This is a genomic window from Kitasatospora sp. NPDC006697, assembly GCF_042869935.1.
In the GTDB taxonomy this organism is placed as follows: Bacteria; Actinomycetota; Actinomycetes; order Streptomycetales; family Streptomycetaceae; genus Kitasatospora.
In genome coordinates this window covers 189,027-208,616 of record NZ_JBIAGU010000015.1, presented here as the reverse complement: position 1 = coordinate 208,616, position 19,590 = coordinate 189,027, and the positions used below count along the sequence as shown (strand labels likewise).

The window sequence follows — 19,590 nt, the reverse complement described above, 5'->3', positions numbered from 1 at the left end:
GCACGGGGAGCGTGCGGCAGTGAGCGACGAACAGAAGCTGCTCGACCACCTGCGCTGGGTCACCGCCGAGCTGAAGCAGGCCCGGCAGCGGCTGCAGGAGGCGGAGGCGGCCGGAACCGGCGAGCCGATCGCGATCGTCGGCATGGCCTGCCGCTACCCGGGCGGGGTCAGCACGCCCGAGGAGCTGTGGCAGCTGGCCCGCGACGGCCGCGACGCGATCGGTCCCTTCCCGACCGATCGCGGCTGGGACCTGGCCACCCTCTTCCACCCGGACCCCGACCACCCCGGCACCTCCTACTCCGACCGGGGCGGCTTCTGCACGGGCGTCGCCGACTTCGACGCGGACTTCTTCGGCATCTCCCCGCGCGAGGCGCTGGCCATGGACCCGCAGCAGCGGCTGCTGCTGGAGACCACCTGGGAGGCCTTCGAGCGGGCCGGCATCGACCCCGCGACCCTCAAGGGCAGCCAGACCGGCGTCTACGTCGGCGCCGCCTACTCCGGCTACGGCGCCGACCACGCCGGCTCCCCGCTGATCGAGGGCCACGCGCTGACCGGCGGCGCCCCCGCGATCCTCTCCGGGCGCCTCGCCTACACCTTCGGCCTCGAAGGCCCGGCCGTCACCCTCGACACCATGTGCTCCTCCTCCCTGGTCGCCCTGCACCTCGCCGTGCAGGCGCTGCGGACGGGCGAGTGCTCGCTCGCCCTGGCCGGCGGCGTGCTGGTGATCACCACGCCGCGCGAGTTCGTCGAGTTCAGCCGGCAGCGCGGGCTGGCGGCGGACGGGCGGTGCAAGGCGTTCGCCGCCTCGGCCGACGGCACCGGCTGGTCGGAGGGCGCGGGCATGCTGCTCGTCGAACGGCTCTCCGACGCCCGGCGCAACGGGCACCCCGTCATCGCCGTGGTGCGCGGCTCGGCGATCAACCAGGACGGCGCCAGCAACGGGCTGACCGCGCCCAACGGGCCCTCGCAGCGCCGGGTGATCGAAGCCGCGCTGGCGAACGCCCGGCTGACGGCCGGTCAGATCGACGCGGTGGAGGCGCACGGCACCGGCACCACCCTCGGCGACCCGATCGAGGCGCAGGCGCTGATCGCCACCTACGGACGCGCGCACAGCGCCGAACGGCCGCTCTGGCTCGGCTCGGTGAAGTCCAACATCGGGCACGCCCAGGCGGCGGCCGGGGTCGCGGGCGTGATCAAGACGGTGCTGGCGCTGCGGCACGGGGTGCTGCCGCGCACCCTGCACGCGGAGGTGCCGACGCCCGAGGTGGACTGGTCCGCGGGCACGGTGCGGCTGCTGACGGAGGCGCGGGACTGGCCGGCCGGGGCGGAGCCCCGGCGCGCGGGGGTCTCGGCGTTCGGGGGGAGCGGGACCAATGCCCACGTGATCCTGGAGGAGGCGCCGGAGGTCGAGCCGGTGGCGGCCGCCGAGCCGGTGCTGGTGTCGCCGGTGCTGCCGTGGGTGGTGTCCGCGAGGAGCGGGGCCGCGCTGGCTGCTCAGGCACGGCGGTTGGCCGAGTGGGCGGGGGCGGACCCGGCGTACTCGCTGGTCGCGGGGCGGGCCGAGCTGGGGCACCGGGCGGTGGTCTTCGGCTCCGAGGGGTTGCGGGCGCTGGCGGACGGGGTGCCGGCGGCCGGGCTGGTGTCGGGTGTGGCGGGGGACGGCCGGGTGGTGTTCGTCTTCCCCGGGCAGGGGTCGCAGTGGGTGGGCATGGGGGTCGAACTGCTCGACGCCTCGCCGGTGTTCGCCTCGCGCCTCGCGGAGTGCGAACGGGCGCTGTCGGCGCATGTCGACTGGTCGCTGACCGAAGTGCTGCGCGGCGGTGCCGGGTTGGACCGGGTGGATGTGGTGCAGCCGGTGCTGTGGGCGGTGATGGTGTCGTTGGCCGCGCTCTGGCGGTCGGTCGGTGTGGAGCCGGCGGCCGTGGTGGGCCACTCGCAGGGCGAGATCGCGGCGGCGGTGGTGGCGGGCGCGCTGTCGCTGGAGGACGGTGCGCGGGTGGTCGCGTTGCGGTCGCGGGCGCTGCTGGCGCTCTCCGGCAAGGGCGGCATGGTCTCGGTGCCGCTGGGAGCCGATGAGCTGTCGATCGGGGAGTACCAGGGCCGGATCTCGGTCGCGGCGCTCAACGGTCCTTCGTCCACGGTGATTTCCGGTGATGTCGACGCGCTGGAGAAGTTCCTCGCGGAGCACGGGCGGGCGCGGCGGATCGAGGTGGACTACGCCTCGCACTGCGCCCATGTGGAGGCGATCCGCGAGGAGTTGCTGACGGTACTCGCGGGGATCACGCCGCTTGAGGCCAAGGTGCCGTTCCACTCCACCGTGACGGGCGGGTTGCTGGACACCACCGCCCTGGACGCCGAGTACTGGTACACCAACCTGCGCAACCCCGTCCGCTTCGCTCCCGTCGTCGAGGCCCTGGCCGGGCAGGGGCTCGGCGTCTTCCTCGAGGTGAGCGCCCACCCGGTGGTGGCCGCCGGGATCGCGGAGTGCATCGAGCACGCCGGCTCCCGGGCTGTCGCGGTGGGCACCCTGCGCCGCGAGGAGGGCGGACCCGAACGCTTCCTGCACGCTCTCGCCCAGGCCTGGACCGCCGGCGCCCCCGTCAACTGGCTCAGCGTTCTGCCCACCGATGCCAAGCCCGTCGACCTCCCCACCTACGCCTTCCAGCGCACCCGTTTCTGGCTCGACCCCCTGCCCGTCGCGGGCGCCGGTGAGACGGAGTTCTGGGCCGCCGTGGAGAGCGAGGATCCGGCCGCCCTGGACCGGCTGGTCCCGCTGGACGGCGCCGCCTGGCCGTCCGTCCTGCCCGGGCTCGCCGCCTGGCGCCGTGGCCGGCACGAGCGCGGCCTGCGCTACCGCGTCCAGTGGCGCCGCCTGCCCGAGGCCGATCGCACTCCTGCGCGGCGCCGTTGGCTGCTGGTCGCGCCGCCCGGTGAAGGCGCCGGCCTGTTCACCGAGCACGTACTCCGGCTGGACGCCGCGACCGCCGACCGCGAGCAGCTGGCGCGTCTGCTGCTCGAAGCCGCCGAGACCGTCACCGGCGTCGTCTCGCTGCTCCCCGCGCCCGCCGCGCTCACCCTGCTCCAGGCCATGGCGGACGCCGAACTCGACGCCCCGCTCTGGTGCGTCACGCGCGGCGCGGTCTCGGTCGGCGCCCAGGACCCGGTCACCGATGCCGAGCAGGCACAGCTCTGGGGCCTGGGCCGCGTCGCCGCGCTGGAACTCCCGCGCCGCTGGGGCGGCTTGATCGACCTCGCGCCCGACGCCGGGCAGGATCTGGCCGCTGTCCTCGCCGCCGCCGAGGCCGAGGGTGAGGACCAGCTCGCCATCCGCCCCACCGGCGTCCACGTCCGCCGCCTGATCCGCGCGCCGCTGGCCGAGGCCGAGGGCGCGATCGCCCCTTGGACGCCCAGCGGCACCGTGCTGGTCACCGGCACCGGTACGGTCGCCGCCCGGGTCGCCCGCCGGCTGCTCGACCAGGGCGCCGACCACGTCGCGCTGGCCGGCCCGGTCGGCGGGCCGGAGGCGGACCGGGCCGACCTCTCCGACCTGGGCGACCGGATCAGCTGCTCCGGCGGTGCCCCCGACGACCGCGAGGCCACCGCCGCGCTGCTCGCGCGTCTCGCCGACCAGGGCCGCCCGGCACGGGCCCTCGTGCACGCCGCCGCCGGCACCACGCTCGCGCCGCTGCTGCGGACCACGCCCGCGGACCTCGCGGCCACTGTCGCCGCCACCGTCGCGCCCGCCCTCCAGGCGCTCGACCTGCTGCCCGAGGTGACCGCCGCCGTGCTCTTCTCCTCGGTGAGCGGCGTCTGGGGCACCGGCGAGCACGCCGCCTTCGCCGCCGCCAACGCGCAGCTCGACGCGCTCGCCGAGCAGCGCCGCGCCGCCGGGGCGCCGGTGGTGTCGATCGCCTGGGGCGTCTGGGACACCCTGAACCCCGAGACCGCCGCGGCCGTCGACCGCCCGGCCCGGCACGGCGTACCGCTGCTCGACCCGGACCGGGCGCTCGCGGCTCTCGCGGAGGTCACCGCCCGGGGCGAGCGCGGCGTCGTGATCGCCGAGGTCGACTGGGCCCGGTTCGCACCGGTCTTCGGCTCGGCCCGGCCCACCCGGCTCTTCGCCGAGCTGCCCGAAGCCGCGGCGACCGCGGTGCCCGAGCAGCAGGCGGTCGAGCAGGCCGCCGACCTGCGGCAGCGCCTGGCGGCCGCCGGCGCCGCCGAGCGCGACCGGATCCTGCTGGAGCTGGTCCGCGGCCACGCCGCCGCCGCGCTCGGGCACACCGGTGCGGGCGCCGTCGCCGCCGAACGGCCCTTCCGCGAGCTGGGTTTCGACTCGCTGATCGCCGTCCAGCTGCGCAACGGCCTCTCCGCCGCCACCGGCGTGCCGCTGTCCCCGACCCTGGTCTTCGACCACCCCACCCCCGCTGCCCTCGCCGCCCATCTCGCCGAGCGGCTGGGCACCGGTGACCGGGTCACCGCCGGCACCTTGCGCGCCCAACTCAAGGCGCTGGACGACGCGGTGGCCGGTGCCACCCTGAGTGACGACGAACGGGCGGGACTCACCGCCCAGTTGCACGACCTCCTCGACAGATGGGACGGGGCCCGGGACTCGACCGGGGCGGAAACCGTCGCCGACGCGCTCGACGGAGCGAGCGACGACGAGCTGTTCGAGTTCATCCACAAGGAGTTCGGCCGCCCCGCCGCGGGCTGACCGATCCGATCCGTTCCGCGGTTCCGCTACGGGAGTTGAAGATGGCGAAGGAAGAGTCGCTGCGCGACTACCTCAAGTGGGTCACGGCCGACCTGGCCAGGACCCGCCAGCGCCTGCGCGAGGTGGAGGCGGCCGGCCAGGAGCCGATCGCCGTGGTCGGCATGGCCTGCCGGTTCCCCGGCGGCGTGGACTCGCCCGAACAGCTGTGGCGCCTGCTGATCGAGGAGGGCGACGCGATCGGCGAGTTCCCCGCCGACCGCGGCTGGGACCTGGCCGCCCTGCACCACCCCGACCCCGACCACCCCGGCACCAGCTACGCCCGGCACGGCGGATTCCTGCACGAGGCGGGCGAGTTCGACGCCGATCTGTTCGGCATCTCGCCGCGCGAGGCGCTGGCCATGGACCCGCAGCAGCGGCTGCTGCTGGAGACCTCCTGGGAGGTCTTCGAGCGGGCCGGCATCAACCCGGCCGCCGTCAAGGGGAGCCGGACCGGCACCTTCGTCGGGACCAACCAACTCGACTACATCTGGGCCGTCCAGGGCGCGCCCGAGGACATCGAGGGCTACCTGGGCACCGGCAACGCGGCGAGCGTGCTCTCCGGCCGGATCGCCTACAGCTTCGGCCTGGAGGGCCCGGCCGTCACCATCGACACCGCCTGCTCCTCCTCGCTGGTCGCCCTGCACCTGGCCGTGCAGGCGCTGCGGGCCGGCGAGTGCACCCTGGCGCTGGCCGGCGGGGCCACCGTGATGGCCAGCCCCACCGGGTTCGTCGAGTTCAGCCGCCAGCGCGGCCTGGCGCTCGACGGGCGGTGCAAGGCCTTCGCCGCCGAGGCGGACGGCATGGGGATGTCCGAGGGCGTGGCGATGCTGCTGGTCGAGCGGCTCTCCGACGCCCAGCGCAACGGCCACCGGGTGCTCGCCGTGGTACGCGGCTCGGCCGTCAACCAGGACGGGGCCAGCAACGGGCTGACCGCGCCCAACGGGCCCTCGCAGCAGCGCGTGATCGAGGCCGCCCTCGCCAACGCCCGCCTGACGGTCGACCAGGTCGACGCGGTGGAGGCACACGGCACCGGGACGGCGCTCGGTGACCCGATCGAGGCGCAGGCGCTGCTCGCCACCTACGGCCAGGGGCGGCCGGCGGAGCGGCCGTTGCTGCTCGGCTCGGTCAAGTCCAACCTCGGCCACACCCAGGCCGCCGCCGGGGCCGCCGGCGTGATCAAGACCGTGCTCGCCCTGCAGCACGGCGTGCTGCCGGCCACCCTGCACGCGCGGAACGCCTCCCCGCACGTGGACTGGTCCTCGGGCGCCGTCGAGCTGCTCACCGAGGCGGTGGAGTGGCAGGCCCAGGGCGGGGAACCGCGCCGGGCCGGCGTCTCCTCCTTCGGCATCAGCGGCACCAACGCCCACCTGATCCTGGAGCAGGCACCGGAGTTCACCCCGGAGGAGGGCGAGACCGAAGCCCGCCCGGACTGGCCGGTGCGGCCCTGGGTGCTCTCCGGCCGGACCGCGCCCGCCCTGGCCGCCCAGGCGGCCCGGCTCGCCGAAGCGCTCGACCCCGAGGCCTCGCCGGCGGACGTGGGGTACGCGCTGACCACCACCCGTGCCGAACTGGAGCACCGCGCCGTCGTGGTGGCCGACGATCCGGCGGCCGCGCTGCGCTCGCTCGCCGACGGCGAGCCGTCACCGCTGGTGGTGCAGGGCACGGCGACCGGACGGGCCGAGGCGGTCTTCGTCTTCCCCGGCCAGGGGTCGCAGTGGGTGGGGATGGGGGCGGAATTGCTGGACTGCTCGCCGGTGTTCGCGGCGCGCATCGCGGAGTGCTCGACGGCGCTGGCGCCGTATGTCGACTGGTCGCTGACCGAAGTGCTGTGCGGCGGTGTGGGGTTGGAGCGGGTGGATGTGGTGCAGCCGGTGTTGTGGGCGGTGATGGTGTCGTTGGCGCAGGTGTGGCGTTCGTTCGGGGTGGTGCCTGCGGCGGTGGTGGGGCATTCGCAGGGGGAGATCGCGGCGGCGGTGGTGGCGGGGGCGTTGTCGTTGGAGGACGGCGCGCGGGTGGTGGCGTTGCGGTCGCGGGCGTTGCTGGCGCTGTCGGGCAAGGGCGGGATGGTGTCGGTGCCGCTGCCGGTGGCGGAGGTGCCGGTTGACCGGTACGGGGGTCGGATCTCGGTCGCGGCGGTCAACGGTCCTTCGTCGACGGTGATTTCCGGGGACGTCGATGCGCTGGAGCAGTTCCTGGCGGAGCATGAGCGGGCCCGGCGGATCGGGGTGGACTACGCCTCGCACTCCGCGCATGTGGAGGCGATCCGCGAGGAGCTGCTGACGGCTCTGGCGGGCATCCGGCCGAGGCCGGGGGCCGTGCCGTTCCACTCCACGGTGACTGGCGGCCGGCTGGACACCGCCGGGCTGGACGCCGAGTACTGGTACACCAACCTGCGGCAGCCGGTGCGGTTCGCCGAGGTGATCGGCGAGCTGCTGGCGGCCGGGTTCGGGGCGTTCGTGGAGGTCAGCTCGCACCCCGTGGTGACCGTCGGCATCGGCGAGGCCATCGAGCAGGCCGGGGCCGCCGCCGTCGCGCTGGGCACGCTGCGCCGCGAGGAGGGCGGGCCGGCGCGGTTCACCCGCTCGCTAGCCGAGGCCTGGGCGCACGGCGTCCCGGTGGACTGGCGGCAGGCCTTCCCCGCCGACGCCCGCGCCGTCGAGCTGCCCGGCTACGCCTTCCAGCGGCGCCGCTACTGGCTTGCCGGCGGCGGCACGGCGGCCGGGGACCCGGCCGGGCTCGGGCTCGCCGCCGCCGACCACCCGCTGCTCGGCGCGGTCACCCGCCTCGCCGGCGGCGACGGCCTGGTGCTCACCGGCCGTCTGTCGCTGCGCACCCACCCCTGGCTCGCCGACCACGCCGTGGCCGGCCGCGTGCTGCTGCCCGGCACCGCGTTCGTCGAGCTGGCGATCCGGGCCGGCGACGAGGTCGGCTGCGGCCACCTCGAAGAGCTCACCCTGGAAGCACCCCTGCAGCTCGCCGACCGCGAGGCGGTCCTGCTGCAGGTCCGGGTCGAAGCACCGGAGGCCGATGGGCGCGCCGCACTGACCATCCACTCCCGCACCGAGAGCGCCGACCCCGACAGCTGGCTCCGCCATGCCAGCGCCACCGTCGCGGCCGCCGGCAGCGCCCCCGAGTTCGACCTCGGGGCCTGGCCGCCCGCCGGTGCCGAACCCGTCGACCTCGAGGGCTTCTATCCGCGGCTGGCGACGACCGGCTACGGCTACGGCACCGCCTTCCAGGGCCTGCGCGCCGTCTGGCGGCGCGGCGAGGAGGTCTTCGCCGAGGTCGAACTGCCCGAGCCGGTACGGGAGGAGGCCCGCCGGTTCGGCCTGCACCCCGCGCTGCTGGACGCCGCCCTGCACGGCCTGGCCGCCGACGCCCCGGAGCCGGCCGACGGGCTGCGCCTCCCGTTCTGCTGGAACGGCGTGACGCTGCTCGCCACCGGCGCGGCCGCGCTGCGCGTGCACCTGGCCCCGGTCGGCGGCGATGGAGTGCGGGTGGCCGTCACCGACCTGGCCGGTCGACCGGTCGCCTACGCGGATTCGCTGCTCTCCCGGCCGCTCGGGGCGATGACCGGCGGGCAGGAGGACCTGTACCGGCTGGACTGGACACCGGTCGCGGGGCCGGAGCACCCCGACCGGTCCCGCTGGGCGGTGGTGGCCGGGGAAGCGGCGGGGCCCGCCGCCGAGTTGGGTGTTCCGCAGTACCGGGAGTTCGCGGAACTGCCCGAGGACACCGAGCTGGTGCTGCTCCCGCTCGCCCCGGCCGCCGACGCCCACGCGGCCACCCGCGGCCTGCTGGAGCTGGCCCAGCGCTGGCTGGCCGAGGAGCGGCTGCCGGCGGCCCGGCTCGCCGTGATCACCCGGTCCGCCGTCGCCACCCGTCCCGGCGAGGACGTCAGCGATCTCGCGCAGGCCGCGGGTTGGGGCCTGCTGCGGTCCGCCCAGGCGGAGCATCCCGGCCGGTTCCAGCTGGTGGACCTGGACCAGGCCGCCGCACCCGCCGAGCTCGCCGCCGCGCTGGCCACCGGCGAACCCCAACTGGCCGTTCGGGAGGGCCTGGTGCTGGCTCCCCGGCTGGCCCGTGCCGCCGACTCCGCCCTCACCCCGCCCGCCGGGACCGCCTGGCGGCTGGACACCGCCGAGCCGGGCACGCTGGAGGGCCTGGCCCTGCTGCCCGCCCCGCAGGCGCTCGCCCCGCTCGCGCCCGGGCAGGTGCGGGTGGCGGTGCGCGCCGCCGGGCTCAACTTCAAGGACGTCCTCGGCGCCCTCGGCATGTACCCCGGTGAGGTGGTGCTCGGCACGGAGGGCGCCGGCGTGGTCACCGAGACCGCCCCCGACGTGACGCGCTTCGCCGTCGGGGACCGGGTGCTGGGCATCATCCCCGGCGCGTTCGGCCCGGCCGCCGTGGCCGACGCCCGGATGCTCGCCGGGATTCCGGCCGGCTGGACCTTCGAGCAGGCGGCCGCCGTGCCGGTCGTCCACCTCACCGCCTACTACGCCCTGGCCGACCTGGCCGGCCTGCGCCCCGGCGAGTCCGTGCTGGTGCACGCGGCGGCGGGCGGCGTCGGTATGGCCGCCGTCCAACTCGCCCGCCACTTCGGCGCCGAGGTGTACGCCACCGCGAGCCCGGGCAAGTGGGAGGCGCTGCGCGCGCTCGGCCTCCCGGAGCAGCGGATCGCCTCCTCGCGCAGCCTGGACTTCGAGCCCGCCCTCCTCGCCGCCACCGAGGGCGCGGGCGTGGACGTGGTACTCGACGCGCTGGCCCGGGACTTCGTGGACGCCTCGCTGCGGCTGCTGCCGCGCGGCGGCCGGCTCATCGAGATGGGCAAGACCGATGTCCGCGACCCCGAGCAGGTCGAGCTGGAGTACCCCGGCGTCCGCTACCGGGCCTTCGACCTGATCGAGGCCGGCCCCGAGCGGGTGGGCGAACTGCTCGCCGAGATCGTCGACCTGTTCGAGCGCGGCGTGCTCAAGCCCGCACCCCTGCGCAGCTGGGACCTGCGGCGTGCGCCCGAGGCCTTCCGGTTCATGAGCCAGGCCAAGCACACCGGCAAGCTTGTCCTCACCCTGCCGCGCGCTCTCGACCCGGCCGGCACGGTGCTGATCACCGGCGGAACGGGCACGCTGGGCGGACTGCTGGCCCGGCACCTGGTGACGGCGCACGGGGTGCGCGAGCTGCTGCTGACGAGCCGTCAGGGTCCAGGTGCCCCGGGCGCGGGCGAGCTGGTGGCGGAGCTGGAAGCGCTGGGCGCCACGGTGACGGTGGCCGCGTGCGACGCGGCCGACCGCGCGGCGCTGGCGGGCCTGCTGGTGGGGCGCCGGCTGACCGGCGTGGTGCACGCGGCGGGCGTGCTGGACGACGGGACGATCGCCGCGCTGACGCCCGAGCGGCTGTCGGCCGTGCTGCGGCCGAAGGTGGACGCGGCACTCCATCTCCACGAACTGACGAGCGATCAGGACCTGGCCCTGTTCGTGCTCTTCTCCTCCGGCGCGGGCGTGCTGGGCGGCGTGGGGCAGGGCAACTACGCGGCCGCCAACGCGTTCCTGGACGCGCTCGCCGCGCACCGGCGGGCCTCCGGGCTGCCGGGCCACTCGCTGGCCTGGGGGCACTGGGAGACGGCCAGCGGCATGACCTCGCACCTCGGCGCCGACGACCTGGCCCGGATGCGGCGCGGCGGTGTCCTGCCGTTCTCCGCCGAGCACGGCCTGGCGCTCTTCGACGCGGCGATCGGGCTGGACCAGCCGCTGCTGCTGCCGATCCGGCTCGACCTGCCCGCGCTGCGGGCGCAGGCCCGGGGCGCGGAGGTGCCCGGGCTGCTGCGCGGGCTGGTGCGGACGGGCGCCCGGCGCACCGCCGCCGGGGAGCCGCAGGCGGGCGGGTCGACGCTCGCGCGCAAGCTCGCCGAGAGCGCGGGGGCGGATCGCGAGGCGCTGCTCCTGGAGGTGGTCCGCAGCCACACCGCCACGGTGCTCGGGCATGCCAGCGGCGATGCGGTGGAGGCCGGGCGGGCGTTCCGCGACCTCGGCTTCGACTCGCTGACGGCGGTGGAACTGCGCAACCGGGTCGGCGCCGCGACCGGGCTCCGGCTGCCCGCCACGCTGGTCTTCGACTACCCCAACCCGCTCGCGCTGACCCGCTACCTGCTCGCCCGGCTGGGCGGGGCCGAGCCCCGACAGGAGGCGGCGGCGAAGCCGCCGTTGGCGGTGTCCGACGATCCGGTGGTGATCGTGGGCATGGCCTGCCGCTTCCCGGGCGCGGTCTCCTCGCCGGAGGAGCTGTGGCAACTGGTCGCGGGCGGCGTGGATGCGATCGGCGACCTGCCGGACGACCGGGGCTGGGACCTCGCGGAGCTGTACGACGCGGACGGAGTGCGGCCGGGGACGACCTACACCCGGGCGGGCGGGTTCCTGGCGGACGCGGCCGGGTTCGACGCGGACTTCTTCGGCATCTCGCCGCGCGAGGCGCTGGCGATGGACCCGCAGCAGCGGCTGCTGCTGGAGGTCTCCTGGGAGGCGCTGGAGCAGGCCGGGCTGGACCCGGTGCGGCTCCAGGGCAGCCGGACCGGTGTTTTCGCGGGGGCGGTCGCCTCGGGCTACGGGGGCAACTGGGACGAGGCGCCGGCGGAGGTCGAGGGCTATCTCGGGATCGGCACCTCGGGGAGCGTGATCTCCGGCCGGATCTCCTACACGCTCGGGCTGGAGGGTCCGGCGGTGACGGTGGACACGGCGTGCTCGTCCTCGCTGGTGGCGCTGCACCTGGCCGCGCAGGCGCTGCGGGCCGGGGAGTGCGACCTGGCGCTGGCGGGCGGGGTGACGGTGATGCCGACGCCCGGGCTGTTCGTGGAGTTCAGCCGCCAGCGCGGGCTGGCGGCGGACGGGCGCTGCAAGGCCTACGCCGCCGACGCCGACGGCTTCGGCCCGGCGGAGGGGGTGGGCGTGCTGGTGGTGGAACGGCTCTCGGACGCAAGGCGGTTGGGGCATGCGGTGGTGGCGGTGCTGAAGGGCTCGGCGGTGAACCAGGACGGCGCGTCGAACGGGCTGACGGCGCCGAACGGGCCCTCGCAGCAGCGGGTGATCGAGGCGGCGCTCAGCGCCTCTGGTCTGACGGGCCGTCAGGTGGACGCGGTGGAGGGGCACGGGACGGGGACGGCGTTGGGGGACCCGATCGAGGTGCAGGCGTTGCTGTCCACTTATGGGCAGGGGCGCCCGGCGGAGCGGCCGTTGTGGCTGGGGTCGGTGAAGTCGAATATCGGGCATGCGCAGGCGGCGGCGGGTGTGGCGGGTGTGATCAAGATGGTGATGGCGATGCGGGCGGGGGTGCTGCCGCGGACTCTGCATGTGGCTGCGCCGAGTCGGGAGGTGGACTGGTCGGCCGGCGCGGTGGAGCTGCTGCGGGAGGAGGTGGCGTGGGAGCGCGGGGTGGAGCCTCGGCGGGCGGGGGTGTCGTCCTTCGGGATCAGCGGGACCAACGCGCACGTGGTGCTGGAGGAGCCGGAGTTGGTGGTGGCGGCGGACCGGGTGGCGGAGCCGGCGGTGGTGCCGTGGGTGGTGTCGGCGCGGTCGGAGGGGGCGTTGCGGGGGCGGGCGGAGCGGTTGGCGTCGCGCGTGGGCGAACTACCCCTGGCAGATGTGGGGTTGTCGTTGGCCTCGGTCGGGTCGGGGTTCGAGCGGCGGGCGGTGGTGCTCGGCTCCGAGCGCGGTGAGCTGGTGGCGGGGCTGAAGGCGGTGGTGGGCGGAATTCCCGTCCAGGGGAAGACGGCGGTGTTGTTCTCGGGGCAGGGTGCGCAGTGGGCGGGGATGGGGCGCGGGTTGTACGAGGCGTTCCCGGTCTTCCGGGAGGCGTTCGACGAGGTGTGCGCGGAGTTCGGCGACGGGCTCCGGGAGGTGGTGTTCGGCGAGGACGAGCGGCTGGACCAGACGGAGTTCACGCAGCGCGGGCTGTTCGCGGTGGGTGTGGGGCTGTGGCGGCTGCTGGAGTGGCTTGGTATCGGCGTTGATGCGGTGGGCGGTCACTCGGTGGGTGAGTTGGTGGCGGCTCATGTCGCGGGGGTGTGGTCGTTGGAGGATGCCTGTCGGGTGGTGGGTGCGCGCGGTCGTCTGATGCAGGCGCTGCCGGCGGGTGGTGCGATGGTGGCGGTGCGCCTGTCGGAGGCGGAGGCCGTTGAGCGGCTGGCAGGCCGGGACGGTGTCGGGATCGCGGGGGTGAACGGCCCGCGCTCGGTGGTGCTGTCGGGCGAGGAGGCGGCCGTGGACGCGCTCGTGGCCGAGCTGGAGGCCGACGGCCTGCGCTGCAAGCAGCTGAAGGTGTCGCACGCCTTCCACTCGCACCTGATCGACCCGATGCTGGCCGAGTTCGAGGGCGTGCTCGCAGGCGTGGAGTTCCACCCGCCGCAGCTGCCCGTCGTCTCCAACGTGACCGGCGGGTTGCTGACGCCCGAGGAGGCCTGCTCCCCGCAGTACTGGGTGCGCCAGGCCCGCCAGGCCGTGCGGTTCGCCGACGATGTGGCGGCGCTGCGTGAGCTGGGCGTGGTCCGCTTCCTGGAACTGGGCGGCCAGGCGCTGCTGGCGATGCTCGACGAGCCCGTGACGGCCGCCGCGCTGCGCAAGGACCGGCCGGAGCCCGAGTCGTTCTGGTCGGCGGTCGCCCAGCTCTACGTCAGCGGCGCCGCCGTCGACTGGACGCAGGCCTTTCCGGGCGCCCGGCGGGTGGCACTGCCCGGCTACGCCTTCGACCACCAGCGCTACTGGCTGGACTCCACCAACCGCCGCCCCCGCCGTGCCGGCGCCGATCAGGCCGACGCGGTCGAAGCCCGGTTCTGGGAGGCCGTGGAGCAGCAGGACCTCGGCACCCTCGCCGACACCCTCGCCCTGCACGACCGGCGCGACGCCCTGCACGACCTGCTTCCCGCGCTCGCCGGCTGGCGCCGCGCCCGCCGCGAGCGCAGCACCGCCGACCGCTGGCGCTACCGCGTCGTCTGGAAGCCCGTCCAGCACGCCACCAGCGCGCCGCTGCACGGTACCTGGCTGGTCGTCGGCCCGGACGACCACCCCGTCGCCGAGTCCTGCGCCCGCGCCCTCGCCGCGCACGGCGCCCAGGTCCGCCCTCTCGCCTTCGCGCCCACCGAGGACCGCGCCACGCTCACCGCCCGCCTCACCGAGGCATCGGCGGAGGTCACCGGCGTGCTCTCGCTGCTCGCCCTCGACGAGGGCCCGCACCCCGCCCACCCGCAGCTGGCCGCCGGCCTCGCCGCCACCCTGACGCTCGTTCAGGCGCTCGGCGACGCGGGCCTCGCCGCGCCGCTCTGGTGCGCCACGGCCGGCGCGGTGGCCGTCGGCCCGGCGGACCCGCCGGTGCGTCCGGTCCAGGCGCAGACCTGGGGCCTCGGCCGGGTGGCGGCGCTGGAGCACCCCGAGCGCTGGGGCGGCCTGCTCGACCTGCCCGCCGAGCCCGGCGAGCGCGCGCTCGCGCAACTCTGCGCCGTGCTGGGCGGTGACGGCGCCGAGGACCAGCTGGCGCTCCGGGAGTCGGGCGGCTTCGCCCGCCGCCTGCTGCGCGCGCCGCTGCCCGCCGAACCGTCGCCGGCCGGCTGGACGCCGCGCGGCACGGTGCTGGTGACCGGTGGCACCGGCGCGCTCGGTGCGGAGGTGGCCCGCTGGCTGGCCCGCGAGGGCGCGCGGCACCTGGTGCTGACCAGCCGCCGGGGTCCGGCCGCGCCGGGCGCCGGGGAACTCGCCGCCGAACTGCGCGCCACCGGCGTCACCGTCACCCTCGCGGCCTGCGACGCGGCCGACGCGCCGGGCCTGACCGCCCTCGCCGACCGCCTGGCCGCCGCGGGCGAGCCGATCCGCGCCGTCGTGCACGCGGCCGGCGTCGGCCAGAGCACCCCGCTGGTCGACACGACCACCGCGGAGCTGGCCGCCGTGGTTGGCGCCAAGACGGCCGGTGCCGACCACCTGGACCGGCTCTTCCCGGGCGACGCGCTGGACGCCTTCGTCACCTTCTCCTCCATCGCCGCGGTCTGGGGCAGCGGCGGCGGCCAGGGCGCCTACGCCGCCGCCAACGCCCACCTGGACGCGCTGGCCGCGGCTCGCCGCAGCCGGGGCGCCGTCGCCACCTCGATCGCCTGGGGCCCGTGGGCCCGGGCCGGGATGGCCACCGAGGGCCGCGCCGACCAGCAGCTGGCCCGGCGCGGCCTGGCCGCCATGGAGCCCGAACCCGCCGTCGCCGCCCTCGCCCTGGCCCTGGCGCACGACGAGACGGCCGTCACCGTCGCGGACGTGGACTGGGCCCGGTTCCTGCCCGCCTTCAGCGTCGCCCGGCAGCGCCCGCTCTTCGCCGACCTCCCCGAGGCCCGCGAGCAGGAGCCGGCCCCCGCCACGGCAGCGGCCTCCGCCTTCGCCGACCGCCTGGCGGCGCTCCCGCCGGCCGACCGCCCGCGCGCCGTCCTCGACCTGGTGCGCGGGCAGGTCGCGGCCGTGCTCGGCCACGGCACGGCCGAACGGATAGACGCTGCAAGGGCGTTCAACGACCTGGGCTTCGACTCGCTGACCGCCGTGGAGCTGCGCGACCGGCTGACCGCCGAGACCGGCACCCGGCTGCCCACCACCTTGGTCTTCGACCACCCCACCCCCGCCGCGCTCGCCCGGCACCTGCTGGCCGAACTGACCGGCGGCGACCCGGCCGGAGCTCCGCCGGCCGCGCCCGCCGCCGTGCCCGCCGACGAGCCGATCGCCATCGTCGGCATGGCCTGCCGCTACCCGGGCGGCGTCAACTCGCCGGAAGACCTCTGGCAGTTGGTGGTGGACGGGGTGGACGCGATCGGCGCCTTCCCGACCGACCGCGGCTGGGACCTGGACGCGCTCTACCACCCGGACCCTGACCACCCCGGCACCTCCTACACCCGCGAGGGCGGATTCCTCTCCGGGGCCGCCGAGTTCGACCCCGCGCACTTCGGCATCTCGCCGCGCGAGGCGCTGGCCATGGACCCGCAGCAGCGGCTGCTGCTGGAGACCGGCTGGGAGGCGCTGGAGCGGGCCGGACTCGACCCGGCCGCCCTGCGGGCCACGCCCACCGGCGTCTTCGTGGGCGCGGGCAACTCCGGCTACCTGGGCGGCGTGCAGCGCCTGCCCGAGGGCGTGGAGGGCTACTCGCTGACCGGCACCGTCGCCAGCGTGCTCTCCGGCCGGCTCTCCTACGCGTTCGGCCTGGAGGGCCCCGCCGTTACGGTCGACACCGCCTGCTCCTCCGCCCTGGTCGCCATGCATCTCGCCGCCCAGTCGCTGCGCGCGGGCGAGTGCACGATGGCCCTGGCGGGCGGGGTGGCCGTGATGGCCACGCCGGCCGGCTACATCGAGTTCTCCCGGCAGCGCGGCCTGGCGGCCGACGGGCGGTGCAAGTCCTTCGCCGACTCCGCCGACGGCACCGGCTGGTCCGAGGGCGTCGGGCTGCTGCTGCTGGAACGGCTGTCGGACGCGCGCCGCAACGGACACCAGGTGCTGGCCGTCCTGCGCGGCTCGGCCGTCAACCAGGACGGCGCCAGCAACGGCCTGACCGCGCCCAACGGCCCCTCGCAGCGCCGGGTGATCCGCGCCGCGCTCGCCAACGCCGGTCTGGCGGCGGATCAGATCGACGCGGTGGAGGCGCACGGCACCGGCACCCGGCTGGGCGACCCGATCGAGGCCCAGGCGCTGCTCGCCACCTACGGCCGGGGACGGCCCGCCGAACGGCCGTTGCTGCTCGGCTCGATCAAGTCCAACATCGGCCACAGCGCCGCCGCGGCCGGCGTCGCGGGCGTGATCAAGATGGTGCAGGCGCTGCGGCACGGCGTGCTGCCGCGCACCCTGCACGTGGACCGGCCGTCCGCCCAGGTGGACTGGTCGACGGGCGCGGTCGCGCTGCTCACCGACCAGACCGACTGGCCCGAGCTGGACCGGCCGCGCCGGGCCGGGGTCTCGGCCTTCGGGGTGAGCGGCACCAACGCCCATGTGATCCTGGAACAGGCCGACCCCGCGGACCGGTTGCCCGGCGCGCCGTCCTCGGAGCCCACGGCGGTGCTGCCGTGGCTGCTCTCCGGCAGCACCGAGCCGGGCCTGCGCGCCCAGGCCGGGCGGCTGGCCGAACACCTGGCGGACGGTGCGCCCGCCGAGGTGGCGCAGGCGCTGGCGACCCGCCGGGCCGTGCTGGACCACCGCGCGGTGGTGCTGGCCGCCGATCCCCGGGAGGCACTGCGGGAGTTCGCGGCGGGCGGCGAACCCGCCGCGCTGGTGCAGGGGTTCGGCGACGGCGGCGAACGCCGGGTGGTCTTCGTCTTCCCCGGCCAGGGGTCGCAGTGGGTCGGGATGGGTGCCGAACTGCTGGACTCCTCAACGGTGTTCGCGGCGCGCATCGCGGAGTGCTCGACGGCGCTGGCGCCGTACGTCGACTGGTCGTTGGCCGAAGTGCTCAACAGCGGTGTGGGGTTGGACCGGGTGGACGTGGTGCAGCCGGTGCTCTGGGCGGTGATGGTCTCGCTGGCCGCGCTCTGGCGCTCGTGCGGCGTCGAACCCGCCGCCGTGGTGGGCCATTCGCAGGGCGAGATCGCCGCGGCGGTGGTGGCGGGCGCGCTCTCGCTGGAGGACGGCGCTCAGGTGGTCGCGTTGCGTTCGCGGGCGCTGCTGGCGCTCTCCGGGCAGGGCGGGATGGTCTCGCTGACGCTTCCGGCCGAGGAGGTGGCAGAGCTGATCGCCCCGTACGAGGGCCGGATCTCGATCGCGGCCCTCAACGGGCCCTCGGCCACCGTGGTGTCCGGCGAGGTCGAGGCGCTGGAGCAGCTGCTCGCGGAGCAGGAGCGGGCGCGCCGGATCGACGTGGACTACGCCTCGCACGGCCCGCAGGTCGAGCGGATCCGCGCGGAGGTGCTGGCCGCGCTGGCCGGGATCACCCCGCGCGCGGCCGAGGTGCCGTTCCACTCCACCGTGACCGGCGAGTTGATCGGCACGGCCGCACTGGACGCCGAGTACTGGTACACCAACCTGCGCCGCGAGGTGCGGTTCGGCGCGGCCGCCGAGCAGCTGCTGGCGGCCGGCCACGAGGTGTTCATCGAGGTCAGCGCGCACCCGGTGCTCGCCGCCTCGATCGGCGACGGCGACACCGTGCCGGTGGCGCTCGGCACGCTGCGGCGCGGAGAGGGCGGCTGGGCGCGGTTCCTGCGCTCGCTGGCGGAGGCGCATGTGCACGGCGTGGCCGTGGACTGGCGGCGGGTGCTCGGCGACGCGCCGGGCCGGGCGGTGGAGCTGCCGACCTACGCCTTCCAGCGGCAGCGGTTCTGGCTCGCCGCCGACCCCGGCGGGGGCGACCCGGCCGGGCTCGGCCTGGAGGCGGCCGACCACCCGCTGCTCGGCGCCGCCGTCGCCGTCGCCGACACCGGCGCGGCCGTGCTGACCGGGCGGATCTCGCCGCGCACCCAGCCGTGGCTGGCGGACCACACCGTGGCGGGCCGGCCGCTGCTGCCCGGCGCCGCGCTGGTGGAGCTCGCCGCGCGGGCCGGCGACCAGGTGGGCTGCGGGCAGCTGCTGGAGCTGGTGCTGGAGGCGCCGCTGACCCTGCCGGAGCGGGGCGCCGTGCAGCTCCAGGTCTCGGTGGAGCCGGCCGACGCCGAGGGCCGGCGCGGGCTGGCCGTCCTCTCCCGTCCCGACGGCGACCCGGAGGCGCGGTGGACCCGGCACGCCGGCGGCCTGCTCGCGGCGGGCGCGGCCGAGCCGGCGGAGGAACTGCTCGCCTGGCCGCCGGAGGGCGCCGAACCGCTGCCGCTGGACGGCTTCTACCCGTCGCTGGCCGCCTCCGGCTACGGCTACGGACCCGCCTTCCGGACCCTGGAAGCCGCCTGGCGGCGCGGTGACGAGGTGTTCGCCGAACTGGCGCTGCCCGCCGAGCAGCGCCGCGACGCCGCCCGCTACCTGCTGCACCCGCTGCTGCTGGACGGGGCGGTGCAGGCCGCCGGATTCGCCGGTGGCCAGGACGCGCCCGAGGGCACGGTGCGGCTGCCCTTCGCCTGGTCCGACCTCGCCGTGCACGCCACCGGGGCGACCCGGCTGCGGGTGCGGATCGGCCCGGCCGGACCGGACGCGCTCAGCCTGCTGCTCGCCGACCCGACCGGCGCACCGGTCGCCGCCGTCGGCTCGCTGGCCATGCGCTCGGTGACGGTCGGTCAACTCACTGACGTGTCAACGGAGCAGGCGGCCCGGCCCACGAGGATCGTCCGCCGTTCGGCGCAGGCGGGCGACGGCGGCGGGGCCGCCGCGCTGGCCGGCCGGCTCGCCGGGCGGTCCGAGGCGGAGCAGGACCGGATCCTGCTCGACCTGGTGCGCGCCCAGGTGGCCGCCGTGCTCGGCCACCACGAACCCGCCGGCATCGCGGGCGACTCCGCCTTCAAGAACCTCGGCTTCGACTCGCTCACCGCCGTCGAACTGCGCAACCGCCTCGGCGCCGCGACCGGCCTGCGACTGCCGCCGACCCTGGTCTTCAGCCACCCCAACCCCGGTGCGCTGGCCCGCCACCTGCGCGGCCAGGTCACGGCCGGCACCGCGCCGGCCGTCCCGCTGGGCGGTGAACTCGACCGGCTGGAAGCCGCGTTGGCCGCCGCCTCGGAGGACGGCCGGGCCGAACTGGTGCACCGGATGGAGGCGCTGCTGCGCAGCTGGCGGCGCTCGGCCGGCGACGCCGCGAGCACCGTGGTGCTGGACGCCGAGGCGCTCGACTCGGTCAGCGCCGAGGAGATGTTCGAGCTGATCGACCAGCAGTTGGGCGAGTCATGACCCACCCGCACCCCGACCAAGTCCCTGCCCAGCGCTCCTCGGGAG

At 76.2% G+C, this 19,590-nt stretch carries 1 protein-coding gene and 1 pseudogene; both read left to right on the top strand.

Annotated features, from left to right (window positions below; all coding sequences use genetic code 11):
- Positions 1-19 precede the first annotated feature (19 nt).
- A pseudogene (locus tag ACFYNO_RS22265) lies at positions 20-4,711 on the top strand (type I polyketide synthase); the annotation flags it as partial.
- Between the two features lie 41 nt (positions 4,712-4,752).
- Positions 4,753-19,545 (top strand): type I polyketide synthase, encoded by a 14,793-nt coding sequence (locus ACFYNO_RS22260; protein ID WP_388014959.1) that lies wholly within the window; start codon positions 4,753-4,755, stop codon positions 19,543-19,545.
- Positions 19,546-19,590 lie beyond the last annotated feature (45 nt).

What these genes read in the sequence shown, in the direction of transcription:
- ACFYNO_RS22260 (WP_388014959.1), top strand. Translation starts at nt 4,753, where the DNA reads ATGGCGAAGGAAGAGTCGCTGCGCGACTACCTCAAGTGGGTCACGGCC.